This window comes from Sandaracinus amylolyticus (assembly GCF_000737325.1).
Taxonomy (GTDB): domain Bacteria; phylum Myxococcota_A; class Polyangia; order Polyangiales; family Sandaracinaceae; genus Sandaracinus; species Sandaracinus amylolyticus.
The window spans coordinates 214986-236376 of sequence record NZ_CP011125.1; the positions used below are offsets into that span (position 1 = coordinate 214986).

The 21391-nt window shown below is 73.8% G+C and carries 18 protein-coding genes; 9 read left to right on the top strand and 9 right to left on the bottom strand.

Annotated elements, in window-relative coordinates:
* Positions 1-87: 87 nt before the first annotated feature.
* From DB32_RS00885 to DB32_RS00910, 6 genes are all read right to left on the bottom strand, one after another.
* Entirely contained in the window at positions 88-897 is an 810-nt protein-coding gene (locus tag DB32_RS00885) for a hypothetical protein (RefSeq protein ID WP_053230510.1), read from the bottom strand.
* Positions 898-1434: 537 nt separating this feature from the next.
* Positions 1435-2784 (bottom strand): helix-turn-helix transcriptional regulator, encoded by a 1350-nt coding sequence (locus DB32_RS00890; protein WP_053230511.1) that lies wholly within the window; start codon positions 2782-2784, stop codon positions 1435-1437.
* Positions 2785-2886: 102 nt separating this feature from the next.
* Positions 2887-3609, bottom strand: a complete 723-nt coding sequence (locus DB32_RS00895; protein ID WP_053230512.1) for a hypothetical protein — start codon at positions 3607-3609, stop codon at positions 2887-2889.
* Positions 3610-3655: 46 nt separating this feature from the next.
* Positions 3656-5281 (bottom strand): serine/threonine-protein kinase, encoded by a 1626-nt coding sequence (locus DB32_RS00900; RefSeq protein ID WP_157068563.1) that lies wholly within the window; start codon positions 5279-5281, stop codon positions 3656-3658.
* On the bottom strand, positions 5275-6069 hold the full coding sequence (locus tag DB32_RS00905; protein ID WP_053230514.1) for a hypothetical protein: 795 nt from the start codon (positions 6067-6069) through the stop codon (positions 5275-5277). Before DB32_RS00905 ends, DB32_RS00900 begins: the two co-directional genes overlap by 7 nt.
* Before the next feature lie 106 nt (positions 6070-6175).
* Positions 6176-7387, bottom strand: a complete 1212-nt coding sequence (locus tag DB32_RS00910; protein ID WP_157068564.1) for a hypothetical protein — start codon at positions 7385-7387, stop codon at positions 6176-6178.
* A gap of 144 nt (positions 7388-7531) precedes the next feature.
* Here DB32_RS00910 and DB32_RS00915 point away from each other — a divergent pair, with 144 nt between their 5' ends.
* On the top strand, positions 7532-8194 hold the full coding sequence (locus tag DB32_RS00915; protein ID WP_053230516.1) for an HAD family hydrolase: 663 nt from the start codon (positions 7532-7534) through the stop codon (positions 8192-8194).
* Here DB32_RS00915 and DB32_RS00920 read toward each other — a convergent pair whose 3' ends face one another.
* Together DB32_RS00920 and DB32_RS00925 are read right to left on the bottom strand one after the other, a co-directional pair.
* The gene (locus tag DB32_RS00920; protein WP_053230517.1) at positions 8195-10318 is read right to left on the bottom strand and encodes a hypothetical protein; all 2124 of its coding nucleotides are present in this window, start codon (positions 10316-10318) and stop codon (positions 8195-8197) included. It lies immediately after the preceding gene.
* A 5-nt stretch (positions 10319-10323) separates the two neighbouring features.
* The gene (locus DB32_RS00925) at positions 10324-12984 is read right to left on the bottom strand and encodes a hypothetical protein (RefSeq protein WP_157068565.1); all 2661 of its coding nucleotides are present in this window, start codon (positions 12982-12984) and stop codon (positions 10324-10326) included.
* A 114-nt stretch (positions 12985-13098) separates the two neighbouring features.
* Between DB32_RS00925 and DB32_RS00930 the strand changes: the two genes are divergently transcribed.
* The 8 genes from DB32_RS00930 (at position 13099) to DB32_RS00965 (ending at position 19646) form a co-directional block, all read left to right on the top strand.
* The gene (locus tag DB32_RS00930) at positions 13099-13659 is read left to right on the top strand and encodes a hypothetical protein (RefSeq protein WP_053230519.1); all 561 of its coding nucleotides are present in this window, start codon (positions 13099-13101) and stop codon (positions 13657-13659) included.
* A gap of 221 nt (positions 13660-13880) precedes the next feature.
* Positions 13881-14678, top strand: a complete 798-nt coding sequence (locus tag DB32_RS00935) for a class I SAM-dependent methyltransferase (RefSeq protein WP_053230520.1) — start codon at positions 13881-13883, stop codon at positions 14676-14678.
* A 12-nt stretch (positions 14679-14690) separates the two neighbouring features.
* Positions 14691-15377 carry a response regulator transcription factor gene (locus tag DB32_RS00940; protein ID WP_053230521.1) on the top strand — a complete coding sequence of 229 codons (687 nt, stop codon included), beginning with the start codon at positions 14691-14693 and terminating at the stop codon, positions 15375-15377.
* Complete coding sequence (locus DB32_RS00945; RefSeq protein WP_157068566.1) at positions 15374-16810, top strand: sensor histidine kinase; 1437 nt, start codon at positions 15374-15376, stop codon at positions 16808-16810. Before DB32_RS00940 ends, DB32_RS00945 begins: the two co-directional genes overlap by 4 nt.
* Before the next feature lie 63 nt (positions 16811-16873).
* Positions 16874-17641: an endonuclease/exonuclease/phosphatase family protein gene (locus DB32_RS00950; RefSeq protein ID WP_053230523.1), complete on the top strand. Its 768-nt coding sequence runs from the start codon at positions 16874-16876 to the stop codon at positions 17639-17641.
* Positions 17638-18270 (top strand): hypothetical protein, encoded by a 633-nt coding sequence (locus tag DB32_RS00955; RefSeq protein ID WP_053230524.1) that lies wholly within the window; start codon positions 17638-17640, stop codon positions 18268-18270. Before DB32_RS00950 ends, DB32_RS00955 begins: the two co-directional genes overlap by 4 nt.
* On the top strand, positions 18251-19012 hold the full coding sequence (locus tag DB32_RS00960) for a hypothetical protein (protein WP_157068567.1): 762 nt from the start codon (positions 18251-18253) through the stop codon (positions 19010-19012). The genes DB32_RS00955 and DB32_RS00960 overlap by 20 nt, the downstream gene beginning before the upstream one ends.
* Positions 19013-19058: 46 nt before the next feature.
* Complete coding sequence (locus DB32_RS00965) at positions 19059-19646, top strand: hypothetical protein (RefSeq protein WP_157068568.1); 588 nt, start codon at positions 19059-19061, stop codon at positions 19644-19646.
* A 34-nt stretch (positions 19647-19680) separates the two neighbouring features.
* Here DB32_RS00965 and DB32_RS00970 read toward each other — a convergent pair whose 3' ends face one another.
* Positions 19681-21387 (bottom strand): outer membrane protein assembly factor BamB family protein, encoded by a 1707-nt coding sequence (locus tag DB32_RS00970; protein ID WP_053230527.1) that lies wholly within the window; start codon positions 21385-21387, stop codon positions 19681-19683.
* Positions 21388-21391: the final 4 nt, after the last annotated feature.

Consider the following 21391-nt stretch of genomic DNA (forward strand, 5'->3'; position numbering starts at 1 on the left):
CGCGGACACGATCGAGCACGCGCAGGTGGCACGTGGACGAGCACGCGGGACGCGCACGTGCACGAGCACGGTCGGTGCTCGCGTGGCTCACCACGCGCAGCCGTGCGTGAGCATCACGTCGGCGCCGTTCCAGGCGGCGATCGACCAGCACCACGAGTGATCGGACGAGCGTGCCGTGGGGTCGACGTAGACCTCGGCGCGCTCGTCGATGTGGAACCACGACGGAGCGAACGCGTCGTACGTCGGGGCGTCGGGCGGTGCGCCGCGGACGAGCTCTCGCTCGCGCACCAGCGCGTCGAAGCTCGCGCGGTCGATCGGCGCCGATGCGTACTCGATGTCGACGCCGACGAAGTCGACGTAGTGGTGCTGGCGCACCGGATACGCGGTGACGGGCAGCGTCCACGCCAGCTCGTTCGCGAACAGGCGCGTCGCGGCAGTGCCACCGACGCCCGCGAGCACGACGACGAGCACCGCGACCGCCATGCCCCGCCGTGGCGAGATGCGATCGCGCAGCGCGCGTGCGCCGAGCACGACGGCGGTGACGACCGTGAGCACGAAGATCCCGAGCGCGACCGCTTCGTGCGGCCCGCCGCTCGGATATCGACCGAAGAGCACGAGCGCGACCGCGCACCACACGACCGCCGAGCCGCCGCCGATCGCGAGCACGCGCCACAACGCGCGCCCGCGCGTGAGCGCATCGAGCACCAGCGCGGCGATGGGAACGACCCACACGAGCCAACCCGCGAGCGCGGCTTGCGTCGGCGTCGGTGGGACCGGCGACGCGAACGACACGAGGAACGCGGCCGGCACCGAGGCGAGCACCCCGATCACGATCGCGACGACGGCGATCACGTGGAGCCCGCCGACGGACGACGGCTCGCTGGGGGTGTCGCTCATGCGCGGCGGGACGCGCGACCCGCGTCGATGATTCCGCGTCGTGAGGGGCGAGCGAAATTCACCGCAGAGGACCACCGAGGGCCGCGGAGATCGCAGCAGAGACGTCGTCTCGACGGTGGGATCGCGTCGTCCACGTGCTCGGCGGCGCACGAATCGCGACGATCCGCGCGCGTCGCTGGCCGATTCCACAGTGATTTCAGGTGGTTCACGCGCGTCCGCGATCGGATACGGAGATCTCGTATCCCCGAGTCGACGATCTCGCCTTCGAGAGTCGACGATCTCGCCTTCGAGAGTCGACGATCTCGCCTTCGGCAGTCGACCTCGGTGTGCTCGTGATTCGACCTCGTCGCCCTCGAGGCACGACGAGCGCGCATCACCGGGGCGCGACCGGCGCCCGTCGTGCGCGCCTCCGACCCTCGATCAGGGCGGCGGACGAGACCCGTGCTCGTGCACGTGCGCGTGACGCGTGCTCGTCCTCGTGCCGCCTGCGCGTGCTCGATCCGACGCGAGCACGAGCACGTGGCGGTGAGGAGGACGTCACGCGTCGGTAGGCTCGGTGTACGTCGTGTCCTCCACGACGTACTCCACCGTTCTGCCCTGGGGCTCCTCGCGGCACGCTCCGTCCTCGACGAGCTCGCGGATCGCCTGCTGCACGCTGCGCAGCGGGACCTCGAGCTCGCTCGCCACGTCGCGCGCCGTCGAGCGCCCGCGGCGCGCCAGCGCGTGCAGCACGCGGTCCTCGATCGACAACGCGCATCGCGGGTCGGGCACCACGATCGCCTCGCCCACGACCAGCGCGACGCGCCCCGCGCTCGCGTGGACGCGCCCCACGCTCCCGAGGCGCGCGCCGATCCGGTGCGCGAGCACGCGCAGCGTCGCGTCGTGGGTCTCGGGCTCGTAGGGCGTGCGGTACACGCGGCGGTGCAAGCGCTCGAGCTCGACGCCCTCGTCGCCCGCGAGCGCGAGCATCGCGAGCGCGACGTCCTCGCGGCCGGTGCGCCGCTGGGTCGCTGCGATCGCCGATGCGCCCGCGAGCGCGAGCCCGGCGCGCGCGACCCGACGACCGGCGCGGGCCGGCGTGCGCAGGATCCACGCGGTCGCGTCGTCGTGGGCCCCGCTCGCGCCGAGCCCACCGAGCCCGAGCGGGAGGCGCGCGCCTTCACCGCGCACGAACTCGGCGATCTCCTCGTCGAGCGTGTCGGCGTCGAGCGCGGGATCGAGCAGCCCGATCGCGGCGCGCGCACGCCGCGCGATCGGGCCGAGCGCCGACGTCGTCGCGCGCAGGTGCGCCGCGCTCGCGTCGAACGCCGCGCGATCACCGCGCAGCGCGGCGTCGAGCGTGGCTGCGAGCGCGCTCGCGGCGCGGGTCGCGGGACAGTCGTCGTCGGTCGCGATCCGCGCGGTCTCGATCCCCGACGCGAGCAGTCGCTCGCACGCGAGCCAGCCCGACCACGCAGGCGGCAGCCAACCACCGAGCGACTCGAGGATGCGCGTCGCGTGCACCGACTGCCCCGCGACCGCGCGCACCCGCGCGAGGATCAGCCCCGCGAGCGCGCGCGGCCCGCGCAGCCCCTCGGTGCTCGCCATGCGCGAGGCGCGACGCGCGACACCGATCGCCTCCTCGATCCGATCGTGCTCGAGCAGCGCGAGGGCGCGCGTGCTCGCGCCGTCGATCACGAGATCCGCGGCGCGCGCGCGGCCCGCGTCGGCCTCGATCGCGGCGGCGTCCTCCTCGCGGCACGGCTCACCGCGCAGCCACGCGACCCAGAGCGCCGCGAGCCGCGTCTCGATGCCGCCCCGCGTGCCCTCGGCGAGACGCGCAGCACGCGCGAGCGCCGCGTCGTCCCACCGCGCGAGCGCGAGGCGCATCACCTCGATCGCGCTCACGGAGCTCCCTCGCGCGCCGTCGTGCTCACCGCGCCCGCATCTTGCCACGAGCGCGCGCGCGACCCTGCAACGTTCGTCGCGCAGATCGCGCGCGCGCCGACATCAGGCGCGGATCTGCAGCGAGAGCGGACACCGTCCCTGACGAAGCGCCTCGGCGCTGTCGCGCACCTCGCTGCGCAGCTCGGCGACGTCGCCGGTGATGTTCGTCTCCAGCTCGAGCCGCGCGCCGCGCTCGATGTCCACGACGCGCACCGACGTCGCCTCGAGCAGCTCCGAGTCCTCGTCGCGGAACACGACCATGCCCGGGCGATCGTCGTCGTCACGGACGTCGGCGTCGCGCGCCAGCTGCTGCAGGTGCGCGAACCGCGAGACGCGCGCGCGCAGCTCGTCGACGTCGCCCTCGTCGGCGGTGAGCACCATCGCGCCGCCGCGCGGCAGCGCCTCGAAGCTCGCGACGAGGCCCTGCACGTCGGCCGGGCAGATCTCGCGCGTCGACACGCGCATCGAGCGCTCGGGCTCGTCGAGCGGATCGGCGGTCGCGGGGAGCGGCGTGCGCCACGACGCGTCGTCCTCGTCGTGCACGATGCCGGTGCCGGTGCGCGAGAGCGCGCCGAGCGTCTCGTCGTCCTCGGCCTCGCGGTACTCGATCTCCTCGCCGCTCTCCTCGATCATCGCGACGGGCTCGCCGGTCTCCTCGTCGATCACGACCGCGCGCTCGCTGCCGGTCGTCGCGGCCCGTGACGTCGCGCCCTCGTCTCCGCCTCCGCCTCCGCACGCCGTGGCGAGCAGACACAGGACGCCCAGCACGCTGCTCCTCTTCGACATGGCTTCTCCTCCTCGCGCGCGGAGGACAGCAGTCGACGTGCCACGATCACTCGAAGCGCACGGATCGATCGGTGCGCTCTCCCGGCCGGATCTCGACGCGGACGCGCTCGCGACGCGCGCCGCCGACCTCGCGCAGCTCGAGCGTGTGCGCGCCCGCGGGGAGCTCGCGCTCGACGAGCGGGGTGCGCCCGAGCGAGCGACCGCGCAGGAACACCTCGGCCTGCGGGATCGCGAGCAGGTTGATGCGCCCGGTCGCGCGAGGCGCGGTGTCCCGCGCGCGCTCGCGCGTGGCGCGTCGCGGCGGTGTCTCCTCGGTCGGCGCGGCGACGATCGGCGTGCTCGGCGGCGCGGGCGGCGGCGTGCTCGGCATCGGCGGCGGGACGCTGGCGGGACGCGCCTCCGCGGGGATGGTGCGCGGCGGCGCGGGGCTCTCGCGCGGCGGCAGGACCAGCGCGATCGACACGCCCATCACCGCGCCGATCGCGATCAGCGCGAGCGCGACGCGCCATCGTGATCGGCGCCACCACGTCGTCACGAAGCCGGTGAGGCGGACCTCGCTCGCTTCCTGCGCGACGGTCGGCTCGATCGGCGGCGCTGCGTCGTGCGGGGTCGTCTTCGCGTCGTCGTCGGAGGCGCGATCGAGCGACTCGGCGGAGAGCCGATCGAGCGGCATCGCGGAGCGCCGTCCCTGCAGCGCGCCGGCGCGCTTGCGGATGCGGTCCTCGAAGTGCGCCTCCATCCACGACGCGATCTCGGGCGCGCCGAGCGGGCGGCCGCGCGCGTAGAGGTACTCCTCGAGCTCGTCGGCGAGCTGCGCCGCGGTCGGCGTGCGGCGCGAGACGTCGCGCTCGAGCGCGCGCAGCACGATCGCGTCGAGCGCCTCGGGCACGTCGGGCGCGACGCTGCTCGGTCGCGCGATCTCCTGCGCGATCACGTTGAGCGCGGTCGCGCCCTCGCTGTCGGCGCGGAAGAGCCGTCGCCCGCAGAGCGCTTCCCACGCGACCACGCCGAGCGCCCAGACGTCGGTGCGCCGGTCGATCGGCGCGCTCTGCAGCTGCTCCGGCGACATGAACGAGATCTTGCCCTTGAGCTCACCGGTCGTGGTGTCGGTGAGGCGGCCGCGCGCGCGCGCGATGCCGAAGTCGGTGAGCTTGGTGTGCCCGTCGTAGAGCACGATCAGGTTCTGCGGCGAGACGTCGCGGTGCACGATCTCGAGCGGATGGCCCTCGGCGTCGCGCAGCTCGTGCGCCGCGTGCAGGCCGCGCGCGGCGTCGGCGAGGATGCGCGCGACGATCGCGGGCGGGAGCGCGCCGCCGTCGCGCGCGCCGCGACGGATCACCGAGGCGAAGGTCTCGCCGTGCAGGTACTCCATCGCGAGGTAGAGCTGCGCGGCGTCCTCGCCGAAGTCGACGACCGCGCAGACGTTCGGATGGTGCAGGCGCCCGGTGAGGCGCGCCTCGTCGAGGAACATCGTCGCGAAGCGAGGCTCGCGCGCGAGGTGCGCGTGCACGACTTTGATCGCGACCGGACGCTCGAAGCCGCCGGGGCCCTCCTGGCGCGCGAGATAGACCGTCGCCATGCCGCCCTGCGCGAGGCGCTGCACGAGGCGATAACGACCGAGCATCCGACCCTCGAGCGGGTCGACCGCGGACTGCGGCTGCGGGGCTACCACCCGGGCACCGAGACCGTGCCGCCGAAGCGCGCGTCCTGCGAGCCCGCATCGACCGCGAGCACGATCGCGACGATCACCGCGGCGACGACGATCGCGGCGCCGCCGCCGACGAGGCCCGCGATCAGCGCGTCGTCGTTCCCTTCGTCCTCGGGCGCGCGCGCAGGGGGCGCGAGCGCGATGCCGGGCACGAGCAGCTCGGTGGTGATCCACGCGTCGCCGCCCGCCGCGGGCGCGAGCTCCGCGCGGCACGTCACGTCGTCGCGCAGCGCGGGCAGCGCGAGGTCGACGCGCGGGGGCCGCGCGCGGGTGCGCCAGGTCCCTTCGCGGGTCGCGGCCGAGCACGCGAGCGAGAGCGTCGCCGACAGCGCGGAGGGCCACGGCGCGAGCGTCGCGTCGATGCTGCGCGTTCCGTCGTCGTGCTCCGCGTGCTCGAGCCGCAGCGCGTCGCGGCCACCGAGCTGGGCGCGCGCGGCGTCGAACAGCGTGGAGATCTCGATCGGGCTTCCTTCGACCGGCAGCGCGTCGGGCGCGAGGGCGATCGCGGCGCGCGCGTGACCCTCGGCGGCCGCGGCATCGCCGAGCACGAAGCGCAGCGTGGCGAGGTGACGGTGCGCCTCGAGCGCGTCGGCGCGTGGGACGCTCTCGCGCGCGAGGACCTGCTCGAACGCGCGCGCCGCGCCCGGGAAGTCGGCGGCGAGATAGGCGTCGCGTCCCGCGCTCGCGCCCTGCGCCGCCGCGCTCGATGCGACGACGAGCACCACGAGCGCCACGAGCGACGCGCCGAGCACGGGGGATCGACACGTTCCCCGATCTGCGCGGCGCTGCGACACGACGCGCCAGGATACCAGGGCCCGCACGAGCAACGCACGCGGCGCGCGCAGGTCCGCCACCAGCTCAGGGGCAGCCCAGGCGCGTGCGGGCGAGCGCGACGTCGTCGACGCGCACCGTGATCGCGTCCTGGGAGCTGCCCGAGCGCGCGTTGCCGACCTGCATCTCGTCGATGCCGCCGCTGGGGCGCGTGTCGTATCCGGTGTGCGCACCGATGCGCGTGCCGTCTGCCCAGATCTCGACGCCACCCGCGTCGTCGTCGACGACGATGCGCGCCTCGATGCACACCCAGTCGTCGAGCGGGATCGTCGGCCCCGGTATCGCGAGGTACTCGTCGTCCTCCGGTGTCTGGAACGCGATGACCGCGCGCCCTCCCGACTGCACCTGCAGCGCGGTGCCCTCGCCGGCGACACCGTCGAGATAGAGCAGCGCGATCGCCGAGAGGTCGCCGCCCTCGACGATGTAGTGGCCGCGGAACCAGAGCTCGCCCGAGTCGACCGGCGCGAACTGGAAGACGTACGCCGCTTGCCCGCCGGGCTCGGTGGTGACGCCGCGCGCGGAGCGCGCTCCGAGGTTCGCGTCGTCGCTCACGATCGTCATCGCGCTGCCGGCGCCGTCGAGGCGCGTGCCCGTCCACGACATGCGATCCGACGTCTCGAAGCCATGACAGAAGATGACGTCCTCGAGCTCGTCGCAGACGGTGTCGGGCGGGCCTGCGTCGCTCGGGCCACCGTCGATCGGGCCCGCGTCGTCGGTGCCCGCGTCGTCGGTGCCCGCGTCGATCGCGCCTCCGTCGTGACCCGCGTCGAGCACGCCGGCGTCGGGCGCGCCCGCGTCGACCTCGCCGAGGCACGCGCCGTCGTCGCACGCGGTGCACGCCATCGCCGACACGTCCTCGAGGCGCACCACGATCGTGCCGCGCCCGCCCGCCTCGAGCTCAGCCTCGGTGCACCCGGCCGCGAGCGGCACGCACTGGGGATCACGCGCGACCGCGTACACGCCGTAGCGCCCTCCGCGCGTCGGCGAGAACGACGAGCGGTCGCCGTCGCGGCGCAGCACGCGCGTCTGGGCCGCACCCTCGGCGGGCGCGCCGCGCAGCACGTCGTCGCAGCCACCCTCGAGCAGCGCGAGCTCGATCGCCTCGGTCGCGTCGCGCGTCGTGTCGCTCACGACGTCGAGCTCGATCGTGTACTCGCCGCTCGCGCACGCTCCCACGAGCACACACGACAGCGAGAGCGTGACGACGCGGCGCACGGCGAGCACGATGGGCCATGACAACGACACGCCCGTCGCCTTGTCAATGACACTCGTCGCGCGGGTCGGCGGTGTGACCGTGCGCCTCGCGTCGGGCGCGGGCGCGACACTCGTCTGCGCGGGGCGCGCGCGATCGGAGCGGCACCGACGCTGCATCGCCCGTCGCCCATGAGCGCGCTCCGCGGTGTGTTGCTCGACGTCGACGGCACCTTGCTCGACAGCAACGACGCGCACGCACGATCGTGGGTCGACGTGCTGCGCAGCGAGGGGTTCGACGTCGCGTTCGAGCGCGTGCGCCGGCTGATCGGCAAGGGCGGCGACAAGCTGGTGCCCGAGCTCACCGGCATCGACCCCGAGAGCGAGCGCTATCACGCGATCTCCGAGCGCCGCGCCGAGCGCTTCCTCGAGCACTACCTGCCTTCGCTGCGTCCGTTCCCCGGTGTGCGCGCGCTCGTCGAGCGCCTGCGTCGCCAGGGGCTCGCCCTCGTGGTCGCGACGTCGTCGCGCGCGAAGGAGGCCGATGCGCTGCTCGAGGCGGCCGGGGTCGCCGATCTGCTCGCGCGGCGGACCTCGTCGGACGACGCCGACGAGTCGAAGCCCGACCCCGACATCGTGCAGGCGGCGCTGCGCCGCGCGAAGCTCGCGCCCAGCGAGGCGATCCTGATCGGCGACACGCCCTACGACCTCGAGGCCGCCGCGCGCGCCGGGGTCGCGATGATCGCGCTGCGCTGCGGCGGCTGGGACGATGCCTCGCTCGCCGGCGCGATCGCGATCTACGACGACCCCGCGGACCTGCTCGCGGGCTACGAGCGCTCGCCGCTCGCGCGCTGATCACTCCACCGGCAGCGTCCCGACGAGCTGCGCGTCGAGCACCAGCACGCCGCCGCGCGGGCGCAGGCGTCCGTTCATCTCGAGCTCCAGCGTGAGCGCCGCGAGGTCCGGCGCGAGCCCACCGAGGTCGCCCACCGCGGGCAGCGGCAGCTCGAGCGCGAGCCCGGACGTCAGCGACGCGCGCAGGTCGGGCCAGAGATCGAGCAGCAGGTTGCGCACGATGTCCGGCGTGAGCAGGCGCGGGTTCGACGGCGGCACCAGCGTCCACACCGTGATCTCCGGCGTCTCCGCGACGTCGATCGCGATGCGGTTGTCGATCACGTCGACGCGCACGCCCGCGTCGATGCGCACCGCGAAGCGCGCCGGCTCGCCCTGGAACACGAGCGCGAGCTCGAGCTGACCGACGCCGAGCACGAGATCGTCGCCCTCGTCGGACGCCGGCGGGCGCAGCACCGGAGGCAGGCGTCCCTCGAGGTGCGCCTCGCTCACCAGGGTCGTCACCGCCTCGGGCAGCAGCGGCGTCACGTCGAGATCGAGCAGCCCCGAGCTCCAGAGGCCGTGGAGCAAGCCGTTGAGCAGCTCGAGGCGCACGCCGAGCGCGATCGATCCGTCGCGGAAGAACGCGGGCGTCATCGCGCTCGCGTCGAGCTGCGCGACGCCGCGGGTCTCGGGGTGGACGCTCGCGACGTTCGTGCCGATCGACGTGCGCAGCGTCGCGAGCATCTCGCGCTCGAAGGTCGTGTCGAGCGCGCGCATGCCGCCGTCGATCGAGATCGTGATCGGCGGGAAGGGCGCGCTGTCGAGCGAGAAGCTCTGCCCCGCGAGCGCGCCGTCGATCGCGGAGAGCGCGTCGCGCAGCACCGCGGGGACGCTCGACGCGACGGTCTCGTGCACCGCGTCGCCCAGCGTGTCCTCGAGCGTGCGCCGGAGGACGCCCTCGGCGAGCAGGAACACCGCGTCGGTCTCGTCGCTCGTGAAGTCGCCGGTCGCGCTCTCGATCGCGACCTCGAGCTCGCCCATCTCGACGACGATCTCCGCGTCCTCGCTCTCCTTGCGCACCGTGAGCCGCGCGTGCGCGACGGCGCTCGCGCGCAGCACGCCGTCGAGCGGGAGCGACTCGCCCTCGAACGTGAGCGCGCCGCTGGTGCTCGCCTCGATCGCGCCGATGCGCAGGAAGAGATCGACGCCCTCGTCGGTGATCGCGAGCTCGGCGCGCGGATCGCCGAGCGTGACGTCGGTGACGCGCAGCGTGAAGGTGGGCGGCGAGTCGATCACCGGATCGGGCACGAGCGAGGACACGTCGAGCCGCGTGACGACGAGCTCGAGCAGGTCCGCGAGATCGCGGGTGAGGATCGGCGAGGTGGTCGCGTCGAGCGCGAGCCCGTCGTCGAAGAACGCGCTCCCGAGACGCAGCGCGAGGCCGTCGGTGAGCGTGAGCGCGGGGAGCCCGTCCTCGCTCGTCGCGGGCAGGAACGCGGGCGCCCAGAGCACGTCCATCTCGACGTGCGAGACCTCGGTCAGCCCATCCGATGCGTCGACCGCGAGGTGCGTCACGCCGAACGTCGCGGGCACCGTCGTCTCGAACGCGCCCACGTCGTCGGGGGTCACGCCCACGCCGTTCACGTACACGCGCACGACGCCGCGGTCGGCGACCGAACCGCGCACCACGATGCCGCTCGGATCGTCGAGCTCCGCGCCCGGCGCCGGCGTCTCGAGCTCGAGGGAGGGCATGCCGTCGTCGACGCGCAGCACGATCGACGAACAGAGCGTCGGCTCGTCGCCCTCGCGCGCGGGCGCGACGCAGCCGGTGACCGTGGTCGCGCCGGGCGTGGTCAGCGTGAAGCGCGCGCGGCGCGGGTCCGCATCGGGCGCGCCCGCGGTGACCGAGCTCGCAGGCTCGGCGGTCCACACCAGCGTCGGCGCTTCGAGCTCCTCGCCCGTCGCGTCGGTCACCGTCGCGGCGACGACGACCTCCTGGTCGCTGTGGAACCAGAGGCGCGCGGGCTCGGCGCGCACCGTGATGGTCGCGGGCACGCGCGCCGGAGGCCCGTCGCCGCACCCGCCGAGCGCGAGCGCGAGGAGCGCGATCGCGATCGATTTCGATCTCGTATCAATCGACGTCATCGATATCACCGGACCGCGAAGCCGCCGCGGAGCACGAAGTGCGGGGGCTGGGTTGCGAGGGTGGGCGAGGTGATGCCGAGCTGCGCGCCCGCGGGGAGACCGTAGACGCCGAGCGACGCCGGCAGCGTGAAGGTCGGGATCGGGATCGCGGGCAGCGCGTCGGTGAGCGCGGAGCTCACGACGCGCTGGAGCAGGCGACCGAGGAAGCGCTCGATCGTGTCGCGCGTGCCTGCGTCGAGGCTCGTCAGCTCGGTGCTGAAGAAGAGCTCGTCGATGCGGAAGTCGGAGAACGCGAGGTCCTCGCCCGCGAGCGCGACGGCCATCGACGCGCGCGCGCCGAGCGTGATCGTCACCGGCTCCGAGAAGAGCTCGGGATAGGTCAGCTCCATCGTGATCGCGCCGAGCTGCAGCTCCGCGCGACCGTCACTGCGCAGCACCAGCACCGGCGGCAGCGCGGTCGACATCGTCGCGCTCACGCCCTCGGGCAGACCGCCGAGCGTCCCCGCGCCGAGCGTCGCGTCGAAGAACCCGCCGCGCCACAGCGCGTGCAGCGCCTGCGTGAGCACGGCCTCGTGCACCGCGACCGACGCCGCGCTCGAGCCCGACGCGTCGAGGATGCGCGCGCCCTGCTGCACCGGCGCGCCGAGCGTCGGGCGCGCGTGCGCGGCAGGCGCGCTGAAGCGCGTTCCGATCCCGAAGAGCATGCGCGCGGGCGCGCTGCCGAGGCTCGAGAAGCCGACGCCGAACGAGAGCGGGATCGCGCCGGAGCCGTCGAGGCGCGGCACCGAGAACGACGTGCCGAGCGACGAGATGTCGAGGCCGCCGAGCACTCCATCGAGGATCCCGTCGAAGTTGTTGGTGACCCAGTCGCGCAGCACGCCCGAGATCAGGTTGCGCACCGTGCCGTTGAACAGGCCCGCGACGATGTCGATGATCGCGCCCGAGAGCCCGCTGAAGTCGGTCGAGATCGAGCCCATCGTGACATTCACCGAGCCCGGTCGGACCGTGACGCGCGGGCGCCCGCTCGCGAGCGTCGTGTCGAAGATCAGCGACACGTCGGCGGAGCGGAAGGTGACCCACCCCGTCGAGTCGAGCGTGCCCTGGATGCGCACCCGCGCGCGAAGGTTCTCGATGTGCACGTTCGCGCGCAGCCCTCCGTCGACGAGCGTGAGCGACGCGGTGTTCGGCCCGTTGATCTCGCTGTCGAGGTACGTGACCTCGGTGGTCAGCACGCACACGCGGAGGATGCGCTGATCGCACGAGCGCGGCTTGAGCGGGTTCGCGGCGAGCAGCGAGCTGTGCAGCGTGTCGCGCAGGCCCTGGCTGTTGAGCACCGTGTGCAGGATGTCGGCGAGCGAGTCGAGCCCGTCGCTGCGCGAGCCGTCGTCGAACGCCTCCTGCGCCAGGCGCAGCGCGATCGTGTCCGACAGCGTGTCGGTGTCGGGCGCCCACGCGTTCGCGACGAGGAACGCGCAGGTGCGGCTCGCCTCGCGCGCGTTGCCGTCGACCGCGGCGACGTCGACGAAGTTGATGCCGTAGCGCGTCGTGATCTCGGTCGTGAACGTGCCGTCGGCCTCGACCGGCACGACGGTGCCGCCGACGCGCAGCTCGGTCACGCCGGTGAGATCGCTGACCGATCCGCGGAACGTGATCGGCGAGCCCGGCGCGATGTCGAGGATCGCGCCGTCGAGCGGCGCGTCGCAGCCGATCGCGGGGCCGTTGCCGTCGACGACGATCTCCGTCGTCGCGGTGAGCGGCGCGTCGTCCTGGGTCGGCGGCTCGACGGTCGCGGTCACGGTGTAGCGGCCGTCGGCGAGGTAGCGGAAGCGCGCGTCGCCGAGCGTCTGTCCCTCGGGCGCGCTGACCGTCGGCACGCGCGCGTCGGTGATCGTGTTGCCGAAGCGATCGGCGACGAGCCGCTCGATCGCGATCACCTGGCCGATCGCGTACACGGGCTGCTCGGGCACCCGCGAGATCAGCAGCGACGCGGGCAGCGCGGGCACGACCTCGAGCTCCGCGCCGCGGCTCGTCGCGCCGTCGAGATCGCAGTGCACGTCGAAGCGGCCGGCGCGCTGGAAGGTGCCGGTCGTGCCCTCGAACGTGTTCGCCTCGCTCGCGGGATCGGCGCGCAGCGTGGGCGTCGCGTCGACCACGAGGTTCCCGTACGCATCGAAGACGTCGCAGCGCGTCTCGAAGGACTCGCCCGCGGTGATCGAGTCGGGCGTGACGCGCGCGACGGTGCTCGCGGGCGCGCCCGGCACGACCTCGACGATCGCGGGCACGTCGTCGATCACGCCGAGCGAGGGCACGCTGCACGCGACCTCGAGCGCGCCGGCGCGCGTCGCGATCCACGAGCCGTCGTCCTGCCGCGCGACGGAGCCCTCGGGCACGAACCGCAGGCCGGCCGTGGTGCCTTCGGGCAGCGAGAACGTCTCGCCCGCCGCGTCGACCAGCACGCACGTGATCGCGAGCATCTGCCCCGCGATCACGCGCTCCGGCGCGACCGTCTCGACGCCCGTCGCGACCAGCGGGACCGACGCGTCGTCGCTCCCGCCGCGCGGGCCCTCACCACCACATCCTGGCCCGGTGATCGCGAGGACGACGAAGAGCGTCCACGCGCACATCCACGACCACCCCGATGGAACGAACGGCCTCCGTGCTCGCATCGACTCCTCTGCGCTCGGCGAGGCGAGTCTACCGAAGAAGGACGTGGAATTGTCCGCCCGGGCGAGCCGGGGGTGGACGGAACGCACGGCTCCGCCGAACATCGGCGCAGACCCGTGCCCTCGAACGAACGCAGCTCCTCGCCGGATCTCGCGCAGCCCGTCGTGCTGGTCGATCGGTCCGAGGGATCTCTGGTCCAGCTCGGCAGTGCGCTGGTCTCGATCCGCCGCTCGCCGCTGCGCCGCGCGCGCCTCGTCGAAGCGGGCCGTGCGATCGAGCGCGCCGCGAGCGCGCATCCTCGCGGCTGCGTGTTGCTGAGCGTGCTCCGGCTCTCGCGCGGACATCCGATCGAGCCCGGGTTCGACGCGAACGCGCGCGAGCTCGCGGAGACGCTGCGCGCGGTCGATCGCGTGCTCGTCGCGAACGCCGTCGTCGTCGAGTTCGACGGAATGCTCGCGGTCGCCACGCGCGCGCTCGTCCGGACGGTGTGGGCGCTCGCGCGGCCGCGCGCGTCGATGGCGCAGTTCGCGCGCATGAGCGACGCGATCACGTGGATGCTGCCGCATGCGCGCGCGATCGGCGCGCCCGACGACGCCGCGTCGTACGTGCGGCTCTACCGCGAGGCCGAGCGGAGGCTCGAGGACCACGACGCCGCGCAGTGGGCGCGCTCGGGGTGACGCGCGCGAGTTGACGGACCCGCGAGACGCTCACAGGCTCGCGACGTCATGCAGAGCGACCGCTCGGCGATCGAGACCGACACGTGCGCGACGCGCGCGTGGTGGCGCTCGAGCTGAGCGGGCGCCCGATCACGCAGACACCCCACGTGACAAGGAGGCGCCCTCGGCGGGCGGCCTCGCGTGATCGACACGTGTCGCAGCCCGGCTCGAGGGCCGACGACATGAGCCAGAACGCAACGAGAGACCGCTACACCTTCGGCGACACCGACGTCGCCGCGCACCGACTGCGCCTGCTCGCCGCGGTGTACGAGCCGAGCTCGCGCGCGTGGATCACGGCGCGCGCCGGCGATCTGCGCGACGCGCGCGTGATCGATCTCGGGTGCGGCCCCGGGCACACCACGCGGATGCTCGGCGACGTGCTGGCGCCCGCGTCGCTGCTGGGGCTCGACGCGTCGCCGCGCTACGTGCGCGCCGCGCGCGAGGCGATGCCCGAGCCCGCGCGCTTCGAGGTGCACGACGTGACGACGGCGCTGCCGGAGCGCGATGCCGACCTCCTCTACTGCCGCTTCCTCCTCACGCACCTCGGCGATCCGCGCGCCGCGCTCGACGTCTGGTACGACGCCGCGCGCGACGGCGGCGCGCTGCTCGTCGAAGAGGTCGAGGAGCTGCGCGCGACCGATCCGATGCTGCGCCGCTACTACGAGATCGTCGCGGCGATGCAGGCGCACCATCGCCAGTCGCTGCAGGTCGGGCGACTGCTCGACGCGGCCGCGGGCGCGACGCGGTGGACGACGGTGCGCTCCGAGACCGCGACGATCGCGCTGCCCGCGTCGCGCATGGCGATGCTGCACGCGCTCAACCTCGCGACGTGGGGCGAGGCGGAGATCGCGCGTGGCGCGTGCGAGGCGCGCGAGGTCGCGGACATCGCGGCGCGCCTCCGCGCGATCGCCGAGGACGACGAGGGCCTGATCGTCGAGTGCGAGATGCGGCGGATGGAGCTCCGTCGCGCCCCGCGATAACGTCTCGCGCCGATGGCGCGCATCCTCCTCGTCGACGACGATCGCGAGCTGCTCGACGTGCTCGCGATGGCGCTCTCCGACGCGGGCCACGCGATCGACACCGCGCGCGACGGGCGCGAGGCCGATCGCCGGCTCGCCGAGGGGAACGCCGAGCTCGTGGTGTGCGACGTGAACCTGCCGGGGATCGACGGGTTCACGCTGGTGAAGCGGTGGCGCGATCGCGGGGTCACCACGCCGATCCTGCTGCTCACGTCGCGCGACTCCGAGATCGACGAGGCGCTCGGGCTCGAGCTCGGCGCCGACGACTACATGACGAAGCCGATGCGCGTGCGCGTCCTGCTCGCGCGCATCGCCGCGCTCCTGCGGCGCGAGCAGCGTCGCGCGGAGAGCGAGCCGGGCGCGGTGCTCGTGGCGGGGCACGTCTCGCTCGATCGCGAGCGCCTCGAGCTGCGCTATCGCGGGACGCTCGTCACCACGACGCTCAGCGAGCTGCGCCTGATCGAGGCGATGGTCGAGCGGCCCGGGATCGTGCTGTCGCGCGCGCGGCTGCTCGAGCACGTGCGCGGCGACGACTCCGTGGTCGACGATCGGCTGATCGACACCTACGTGCGGCGGATGCGCCGCAAGCTGGAGGCCATCGAGCCCGCGTTCGATCGCATCGAGACCGTGACCGGCGCCGGCTACCGATGGCGCGCGTGACCGGCGCGCGCGGGCGCCGCTCGCTGAGCGAGCGCGTGCTCACCGCGGGCGTGCTGCTTTTCCTCGCGCCGCTGGGGTTCGTGGTCGCGAGCGCGTCGATCGAGGGCGCGCTCGCGCGGAGCACCGAGCAGCGCGTCGAGGCGTGCGCGCGCGTGGTCGCGCATGCCTGGCGCGACGGAGCGTCGCTCGCCGAGGCCGCGGAGTCGTCGTGCCGTCGCCATCACCTGCGGGTGCGCGTGGTCGAGGGCGACGCGGTGCACGACGTCGCGGACCATCTCGTGTCGACGAGCTTCGACGATCTGGTGGGAGACGTCTTCTACGGGCCGGAGCGCAGCGACGCGCTGCGCACGCTCGAGCGCACGTGGGCTCCGCTGCCCGAGCGTGCCGAGACGCGCAGCGCGCGCGAGGCGGGCGACGGAATGGTGTGCACGCTGCGCGCCGACGCGAACCTGCGCATCTGCAGCGGCGCGCTGCGCGCGACGCGCACGTCGGACGGCGCGCGCGCGGTGGTGCACGTGATCGGCAGCTCGCGCAGCGCGCGGGTGTCGCGCTACGCGCAGCGCCGCGAGCTCGCGGGCATGCTCGCGTTCGGCGCAGTGCTCGCGTTCGCGCTGGTCGCGTGGCTGTTGCGGCGGGTGACCGGCACGGTGCGCGACCTCGCACGCGACGTGGAGTCGCTCGCGGCGTCGCGCGACGGGCGCCTCGACGAGGAGCGCCCGCGCGAGCTCGCGGAGGTCGCGGCCGCGTTCAATCGGCTGCGCGACACGCTCGCCCGCGCCGACGCGCAGAACGAGGCGTTCCTCGCCGATCTCGCCCACGAGATGAAGAACCCGGTCGCCGCGATCGCCGCGGCGGCGGAGTCGCTCGAGGCCGCGTCGAGCGCCGATCCCGAGCGGCGCGCGCGTCTGTCGCGCTCGATCACCGCGAGCGCGGCGCGCCTCGATCGGCTGATCGGACAGTTCCTCGAGCTCGCGCGCGCCGAGGCCGGCCTGCCGCGCGACGCGCGCGAGCGTGTCGATCTCGTCGCGCTCGCGCACGGCGTCGCGAGCACCACGACGGTGCCCGACGATCGACGCCTCGTGATCGACGCCGAGGGCGTCCACGAGGTCGACGGAGTCCCGGCGCGCCTCGAGTCCGCGCTGCGCAACGTCATCGACAACGCGATCGCGTTCGCGCGCGCCGAGGTGCGGGTGCGAGTCGTGCGCGAGGACGCGACGCTCGTCCTCGAGGTCCACGACGACGGCCCGGGCATCGCCGCCGACGACCTGCCGCGCGTGTTCGATCGGTTCTACACCGCGCGCCAGGACGGACGCGGCACCGGGCTCGGGCTCGCGATCGTGCGCGCGACGGTCGAGGCCCACGGCGGCACCGTCGACGTGCGCTCGCGATCGGGCGAAGGCACCACCTTCGCGCTGCGCCTGCCCGCGCGCTGATTCACACCCGTTTCACATCGCGCTCCGTCGCGTGTCCGCATCGCTCCGCCAGCTTGTGCGGCGATGACGACGTCCACCGAGCTCGCTCCACCGGCGCCCGACGTGCTGCGCGCGATGACGCTCAACATCGTGCACGGCACCCGCATCTCACTGCCCTCCGCGCTCTTCCCGCGAACGTTCGTGCTGCGGCGCCTCGCGCGGATCGCGCACGCGGCGCGCGCCGCCCACGTCGACGTGCTCGCGCTGCAGGAGGCCGACGGCGATCGGCGCTTCGAGCGCACCCGCGAGATCGCGCGGCGCGCCGGGCTCCCCGTCGTGATCACGCCGTCGTCGCACGGCGCGACGCTCGCCGGGCGGGCTCCGCTCGCCGTGCTGCGCGAAGAGCGCTTCACCGCGCGGCGCGCCGACGCGAAGGGCTTCGTGCTCGCGCGCGCCCGCACCTCGCGCGGCCACGAGATCGACGTCGCGTCGATCCACCTCCACGCGCTCTCGCGACACGTGCGCTCCCGACAGATCGCTGCGTTCGTGGACGCGATCCGTGAGGAGCGTGCCCGCCGCGGCGCGCGCCCGCTCGTCGTGCTCGGCGACCTCAACGACGACTTCGACGGCAGCGCGCGCGAGCTCGCCGATCACCTCGGGCTGCACACGCGCGATCACGAGACGCCGACCTACACCGATCTCGGGCTGCGACTGCGCCTCGACTGGGTGCTCGCGTCGCCCGAGCTCGAGATCGCGCTGCACCACGTGATGCCGCCCGGTCTCTCCGATCATCGCGCGATCGTCGCCGACGTCCGCGTGCGCACCACCGAAGGAAGGAGCCTCGATCGATGAAGCCGCTGATCCACCTCTTCCATCTCTCGACCGGCGGCGTGCTCGCGGAGGAGGACCAGACCCCCGCGCGTCGCGCGCAGCTCGGCATCCTCGCGATCGCGACGTCGCTCGCGATGGCGGCGATCTGGGGCGTCGCCGCGGGCAGCAGCGTGCCCGCGCTCGCCGCGCACAACGCGTACAAGCTGCCGCTGATGCTGGTGCTCGCCGCGATCGGCGCGGTGCCGGTCGGGATGCTCGCGTGGAAGATCGTCGGCGTGCGCCAGAAGGCGCGCGAGCTGCTCCACGGCTACGCGCTCAGCGTGTTCCTCGGGTGCGCGGTGCTGCTCGTGCTCGCGCCGCTCGTCGCGCTCTACTACCTGTCGAGCACCGCCGCGGGACCGCTCTTCGCGATGGGCACGGTGCTGCTCGGGCTGCTCGTCGGGTGCGCGACGTTCGTGCGCGTCGTGCGCGCGCGGCTGCGCGAGGGCGAGCGCGAAGAGGGCTCGGACTGGCGCCCCGTCGTGCCCGGTGTCGTGCTGATGCTCGCGTTCGTCGCGACGCTCTGGCAGGTCGTCGCGCTCTTCGCGCCGATCCTCCCCGAGAGCACGCCCTTCCGCGGAGGCATCGACGATGCGCTCGTCCAGCCGTGAGGCGCCGCTCGGAATTCTGGCACTGAGTGCCATCTTCTGCGCGAGCCCCGCCAGCGCGCAGATCTGCCACCGCGGCGACGTGGACGGCGACGCGATCACCTGGCGCACCACGATGGTGGGCAGTGCGTCGCTGGTGGGCCCGCTGCCGCCCGACGTGAGCGTGGTGTCGATCGAGGGCGGCGCGCTCTCGCCCGAGCGCGATCGCATCGAGGCCACGCCCGGCGCGCGCGAGGTCGTGCTGATCACGCGGCAATCGATCGACGCTCGCGACGACGTGCTGGTGCTGCGCCCGCCGCTCGTCACCTCGGCGCAGCGCATCGTGATCGCGGCGCGCGACGGAGATCGTGTCTCGTTCGCGCCGGCGCTCGACGGACCGATCGAGCGCCACGTCGGGCACCACAGCTCGACCGGCATCGACGACCCGACGCGGGCGCACCTCGACGCGTGGTGCGGCTCGCGCGGGCGCGGCGTGCCGACGTACGTCCGCGCGCTCTCGTGGGACGACGTGCGCGGTGAGCTGGTGCGCGCCGAGGAGCGGCGCGGATCGCTGCTGTGGATCGGCTGGCTCGTCCTCGGAGCGGGCGTGATCGCAGGCGCGATCGGCTATCGCAGGCTCGCGGCGCGCGCGCAGATCGAGCGCGCGGATGCGGTGATCGAGAGCCGGTTCCGGACGCTCGCACGGGAGGAGGGCCGCGATCGCGGCTCACCGCGCGGCGCTTCGCGTGATGCTCCGGGTGTCTAGGAGTCCGCCCGGTCGTCTCGGTGAGCGAGACGAGGGGGGGACTTCGATGGAGATGACGAGGACGGTCACGCTCGCGCTGGCGCTGCTCGGCGCGCTCCTGGTGGGCTGCGGTGACGACGACGGCGACGATGGTGATCGCGATTCGGGAATGCGCGCCGACTCCGGCGGCGGGACGATGGACGCGGGCGGTGGCGCCGATGCCGGCGGCGGGATGGACGGCGGCGGTGGCGACGCGGGAGACGACGACGACGCGGGCGACGACGACGACGCGGGCGACGACGACGACGCGGGCGAGGCTGCGTCGTTCACCGCGATCTACGAGGCCGTGATCGACGATCGCTGCGCGACCACCGCGGCGTGCCACCAGGGCGCCGCGACGACGTCGCTCGACATGAGCACCCGCGATCTCGCCTACGCGAACCTCGTCGACGTCGAGGCGATGGGACCGGCATGCGGCGACAGCGGGCTCACCCGCGTGGTGCCCGGTAACTCCGAGGAGAGCCTGCTCTACATCAAGATCTCGGAGTCCCCGCCGGACTGCGGCTCGCGCATGCCGCTCGTCGGCCCGCCGCTCTCGGAGGAGGAGCAAGCGCTCGTCGCTGCGTGGATCGACGAGGGCGCGGACGACAACTGACTCGGTGTTTCGCGGCGGTCCGCCGCTCGTCGGCTCATCGCACGACGACGGCGTCCCACGCCTCGACGTGGCCGGGGCCCGCGTTGCCCTGATCGCAGCTCGGCACGATCAGTCGCGTCCCGAGCGCGAGCGGCACCGCGTAGCGCTGTCCCGGTCCGTCGAGCGCGACGCGCTCGGCGTGCGCGCCGTCGCGCGCTCGGACGAGGTGCAGCACGCCGGGCTCGCTGCCGAGCCTTCCCTGCTCGACGATCGCGACGTGATCTTCGCCTTCGATCGTCACGAGGCGCAGCCCCGAGGGATGTCGTCGGAAGCGCTCGCGTGCCTCCTGGCCGTCGAAGCTCGGCCACGTCCACGCGGGCTCGAGGTGCGCGCCGCCTTCGTCCTCGATCACGCGCAGCGCGACGAGCCCCGCGGGATGCACCGCGTCGGGCATGAACGTCGCGATGATCGCGAGCGGCGTCCCGTCGACGTCGGCGATCAGCGGCTGCGTGACCATCGTGCCCGCCCAATTCGCCTCGCAGGGCACGCCTCCCGCGCCGCACGCTGCGACGACCTGCACGCGATCGTGGAGCGTTCCGAGGTGCTCGTCGTCGAGCAGGTACACGCCGCCGTCCTTCGCGGGCAGCACGTACACGACGCGCCCCGACGCGAGCTCCACGCGCGCCGGTGTGTTCGCGCCGAGGTCCCAGTCGAGCGCGGCGTAGCACTCGAAGAACGTCAGCTCCTCGCACCCCGGCGCGTCGAACGGCGGATCCTCGGGCGAGAGGCGCGGGACGAAGAGGTCCTCGCACGACGCGATGCACGCGGGCGCGGGATCGAGCACGTCGAACTCCGCGCACGCGCTCGCGTCGCAGCGCGGATCGAACGAGAGCCCGGGGCCGCGCACCCGCATGAGGGTGTGCGCGTACGAGCGCGTCGCGAGATCGAGCGCGCCGTTGCCGGTCGGCACGATCAGCGCGAAGCCGTGCTCGTCGTCGGGCACCAGCAGCGGGCCTGCGGGCGACCACACGCCGGCGCCGCAGATCATGTCGTCGGATCCGCTCTCGCCGTCGATGCCGCACTCGTTGCTCGGGCTCGTCAGCAGCACGGACGCGATCGCGCTCTCCGCGCCGCGCGCGCGCCACGCGTCGAGATCGAGCTCGAAGATCCACCCGTGCCAGGGCTGGATGTCGCGCGCGTTGCCGAACGAGACGTAGACGAGGCCGAGCTCGTGATCGGCCGTCGTCGCGTGCACGAGGCGCGAGCGCGAGAGCGCGTTGCTCGCGCGGAAGACGACCTCGCCCGAGCCGTCGGCGGACGGCCGCGACGCCGCGAGCGTCACGATCGGGAACGCGGGATCGAGCTCGCCGCGGACGAGGTCGACGACGGCGACGTGGTGCGCGCTGCGCGGACCGGCCGCGGGATCGCGCGCCGTGGCGTCGACGACCTGCCAGGTGAGCACGAGCCGATCGCCGACGATCACCGGCGTCGCGATCACGTGCGCGAGCGTCCCCTCGGGCTCGGGCAGGACGAGCTCCCACACGATCGTTCCGTCGTCGGGATCGAGCGCGACGACGCGCCCATCGCCGGTGCTCACGATCACGTGCCCGTCGTGCTCGAGCGGCGAGGCGAGCACGCATCCGGCGAACGTCTCGCTCTGCCACGCGCGCGTGAGCGTGACGTCGCCGGGCATCGGCGGTGCTGGCTCGGGCTCGCAGCCGAGCGAGAGGAGGATCGGGAGCGAGAGGAGCAGACGGCGCATGCGC

Bases quoted from the DNA above. Each gene is read 5' to 3' on its own strand.
- DB32_RS00885 (WP_053230510.1), bottom strand. From the start codon at position 897: ATGAGCGACACCCCCAGCGAGCCGTCGTCCGTCGGCGGGCTCCACGTG.
- DB32_RS00895 (WP_053230512.1), bottom strand. From the start codon at position 3,609: ATGTCGAAGAGGAGCAGCGTGCTGGGCGTCCTGTGTCTGCTCGCCACG.
- DB32_RS00915 (WP_053230516.1), top strand. From the start codon at position 7,532: ATGAGCGCGCTCCGCGGTGTGTTGCTCGACGTCGACGGCACCTTGCTC.
- DB32_RS00920 (WP_053230517.1), bottom strand. From the start codon at position 10,318: ATGACGTCGATTGATACGAGATCGAAATCGATCGCGATCGCGCTCCTC.
- DB32_RS00925 (WP_157068565.1), bottom strand. From the start codon at position 12,984: ATGCGAGCACGGAGGCCGTTCGTTCCATCGGGGTGGTCGTGGATGTGC.
- DB32_RS00935 (WP_053230520.1), top strand. From the start codon at position 13,881: ATGAGCCAGAACGCAACGAGAGACCGCTACACCTTCGGCGACACCGAC.
- DB32_RS00940 (WP_053230521.1), top strand. From the start codon at position 14,691: ATGGCGCGCATCCTCCTCGTCGACGACGATCGCGAGCTGCTCGACGTG.
- DB32_RS00950 (WP_053230523.1), top strand. From the start codon at position 16,874: ATGACGACGTCCACCGAGCTCGCTCCACCGGCGCCCGACGTGCTGCGC.
- DB32_RS00955 (WP_053230524.1), top strand. From the start codon at position 17,638: ATGAAGCCGCTGATCCACCTCTTCCATCTCTCGACCGGCGGCGTGCTC.
- DB32_RS00960 (WP_157068567.1), top strand. From the start codon at position 18,251: ATGCGCTCGTCCAGCCGTGAGGCGCCGCTCGGAATTCTGGCACTGAGT.
- DB32_RS00965 (WP_157068568.1), top strand. From the start codon at position 19,059: ATGGAGATGACGAGGACGGTCACGCTCGCGCTGGCGCTGCTCGGCGCG.
- DB32_RS00970 (WP_053230527.1), bottom strand. From the start codon at position 21,387: ATGCGCCGTCTGCTCCTCTCGCTCCCGATCCTCCTCTCGCTCGGCTGC.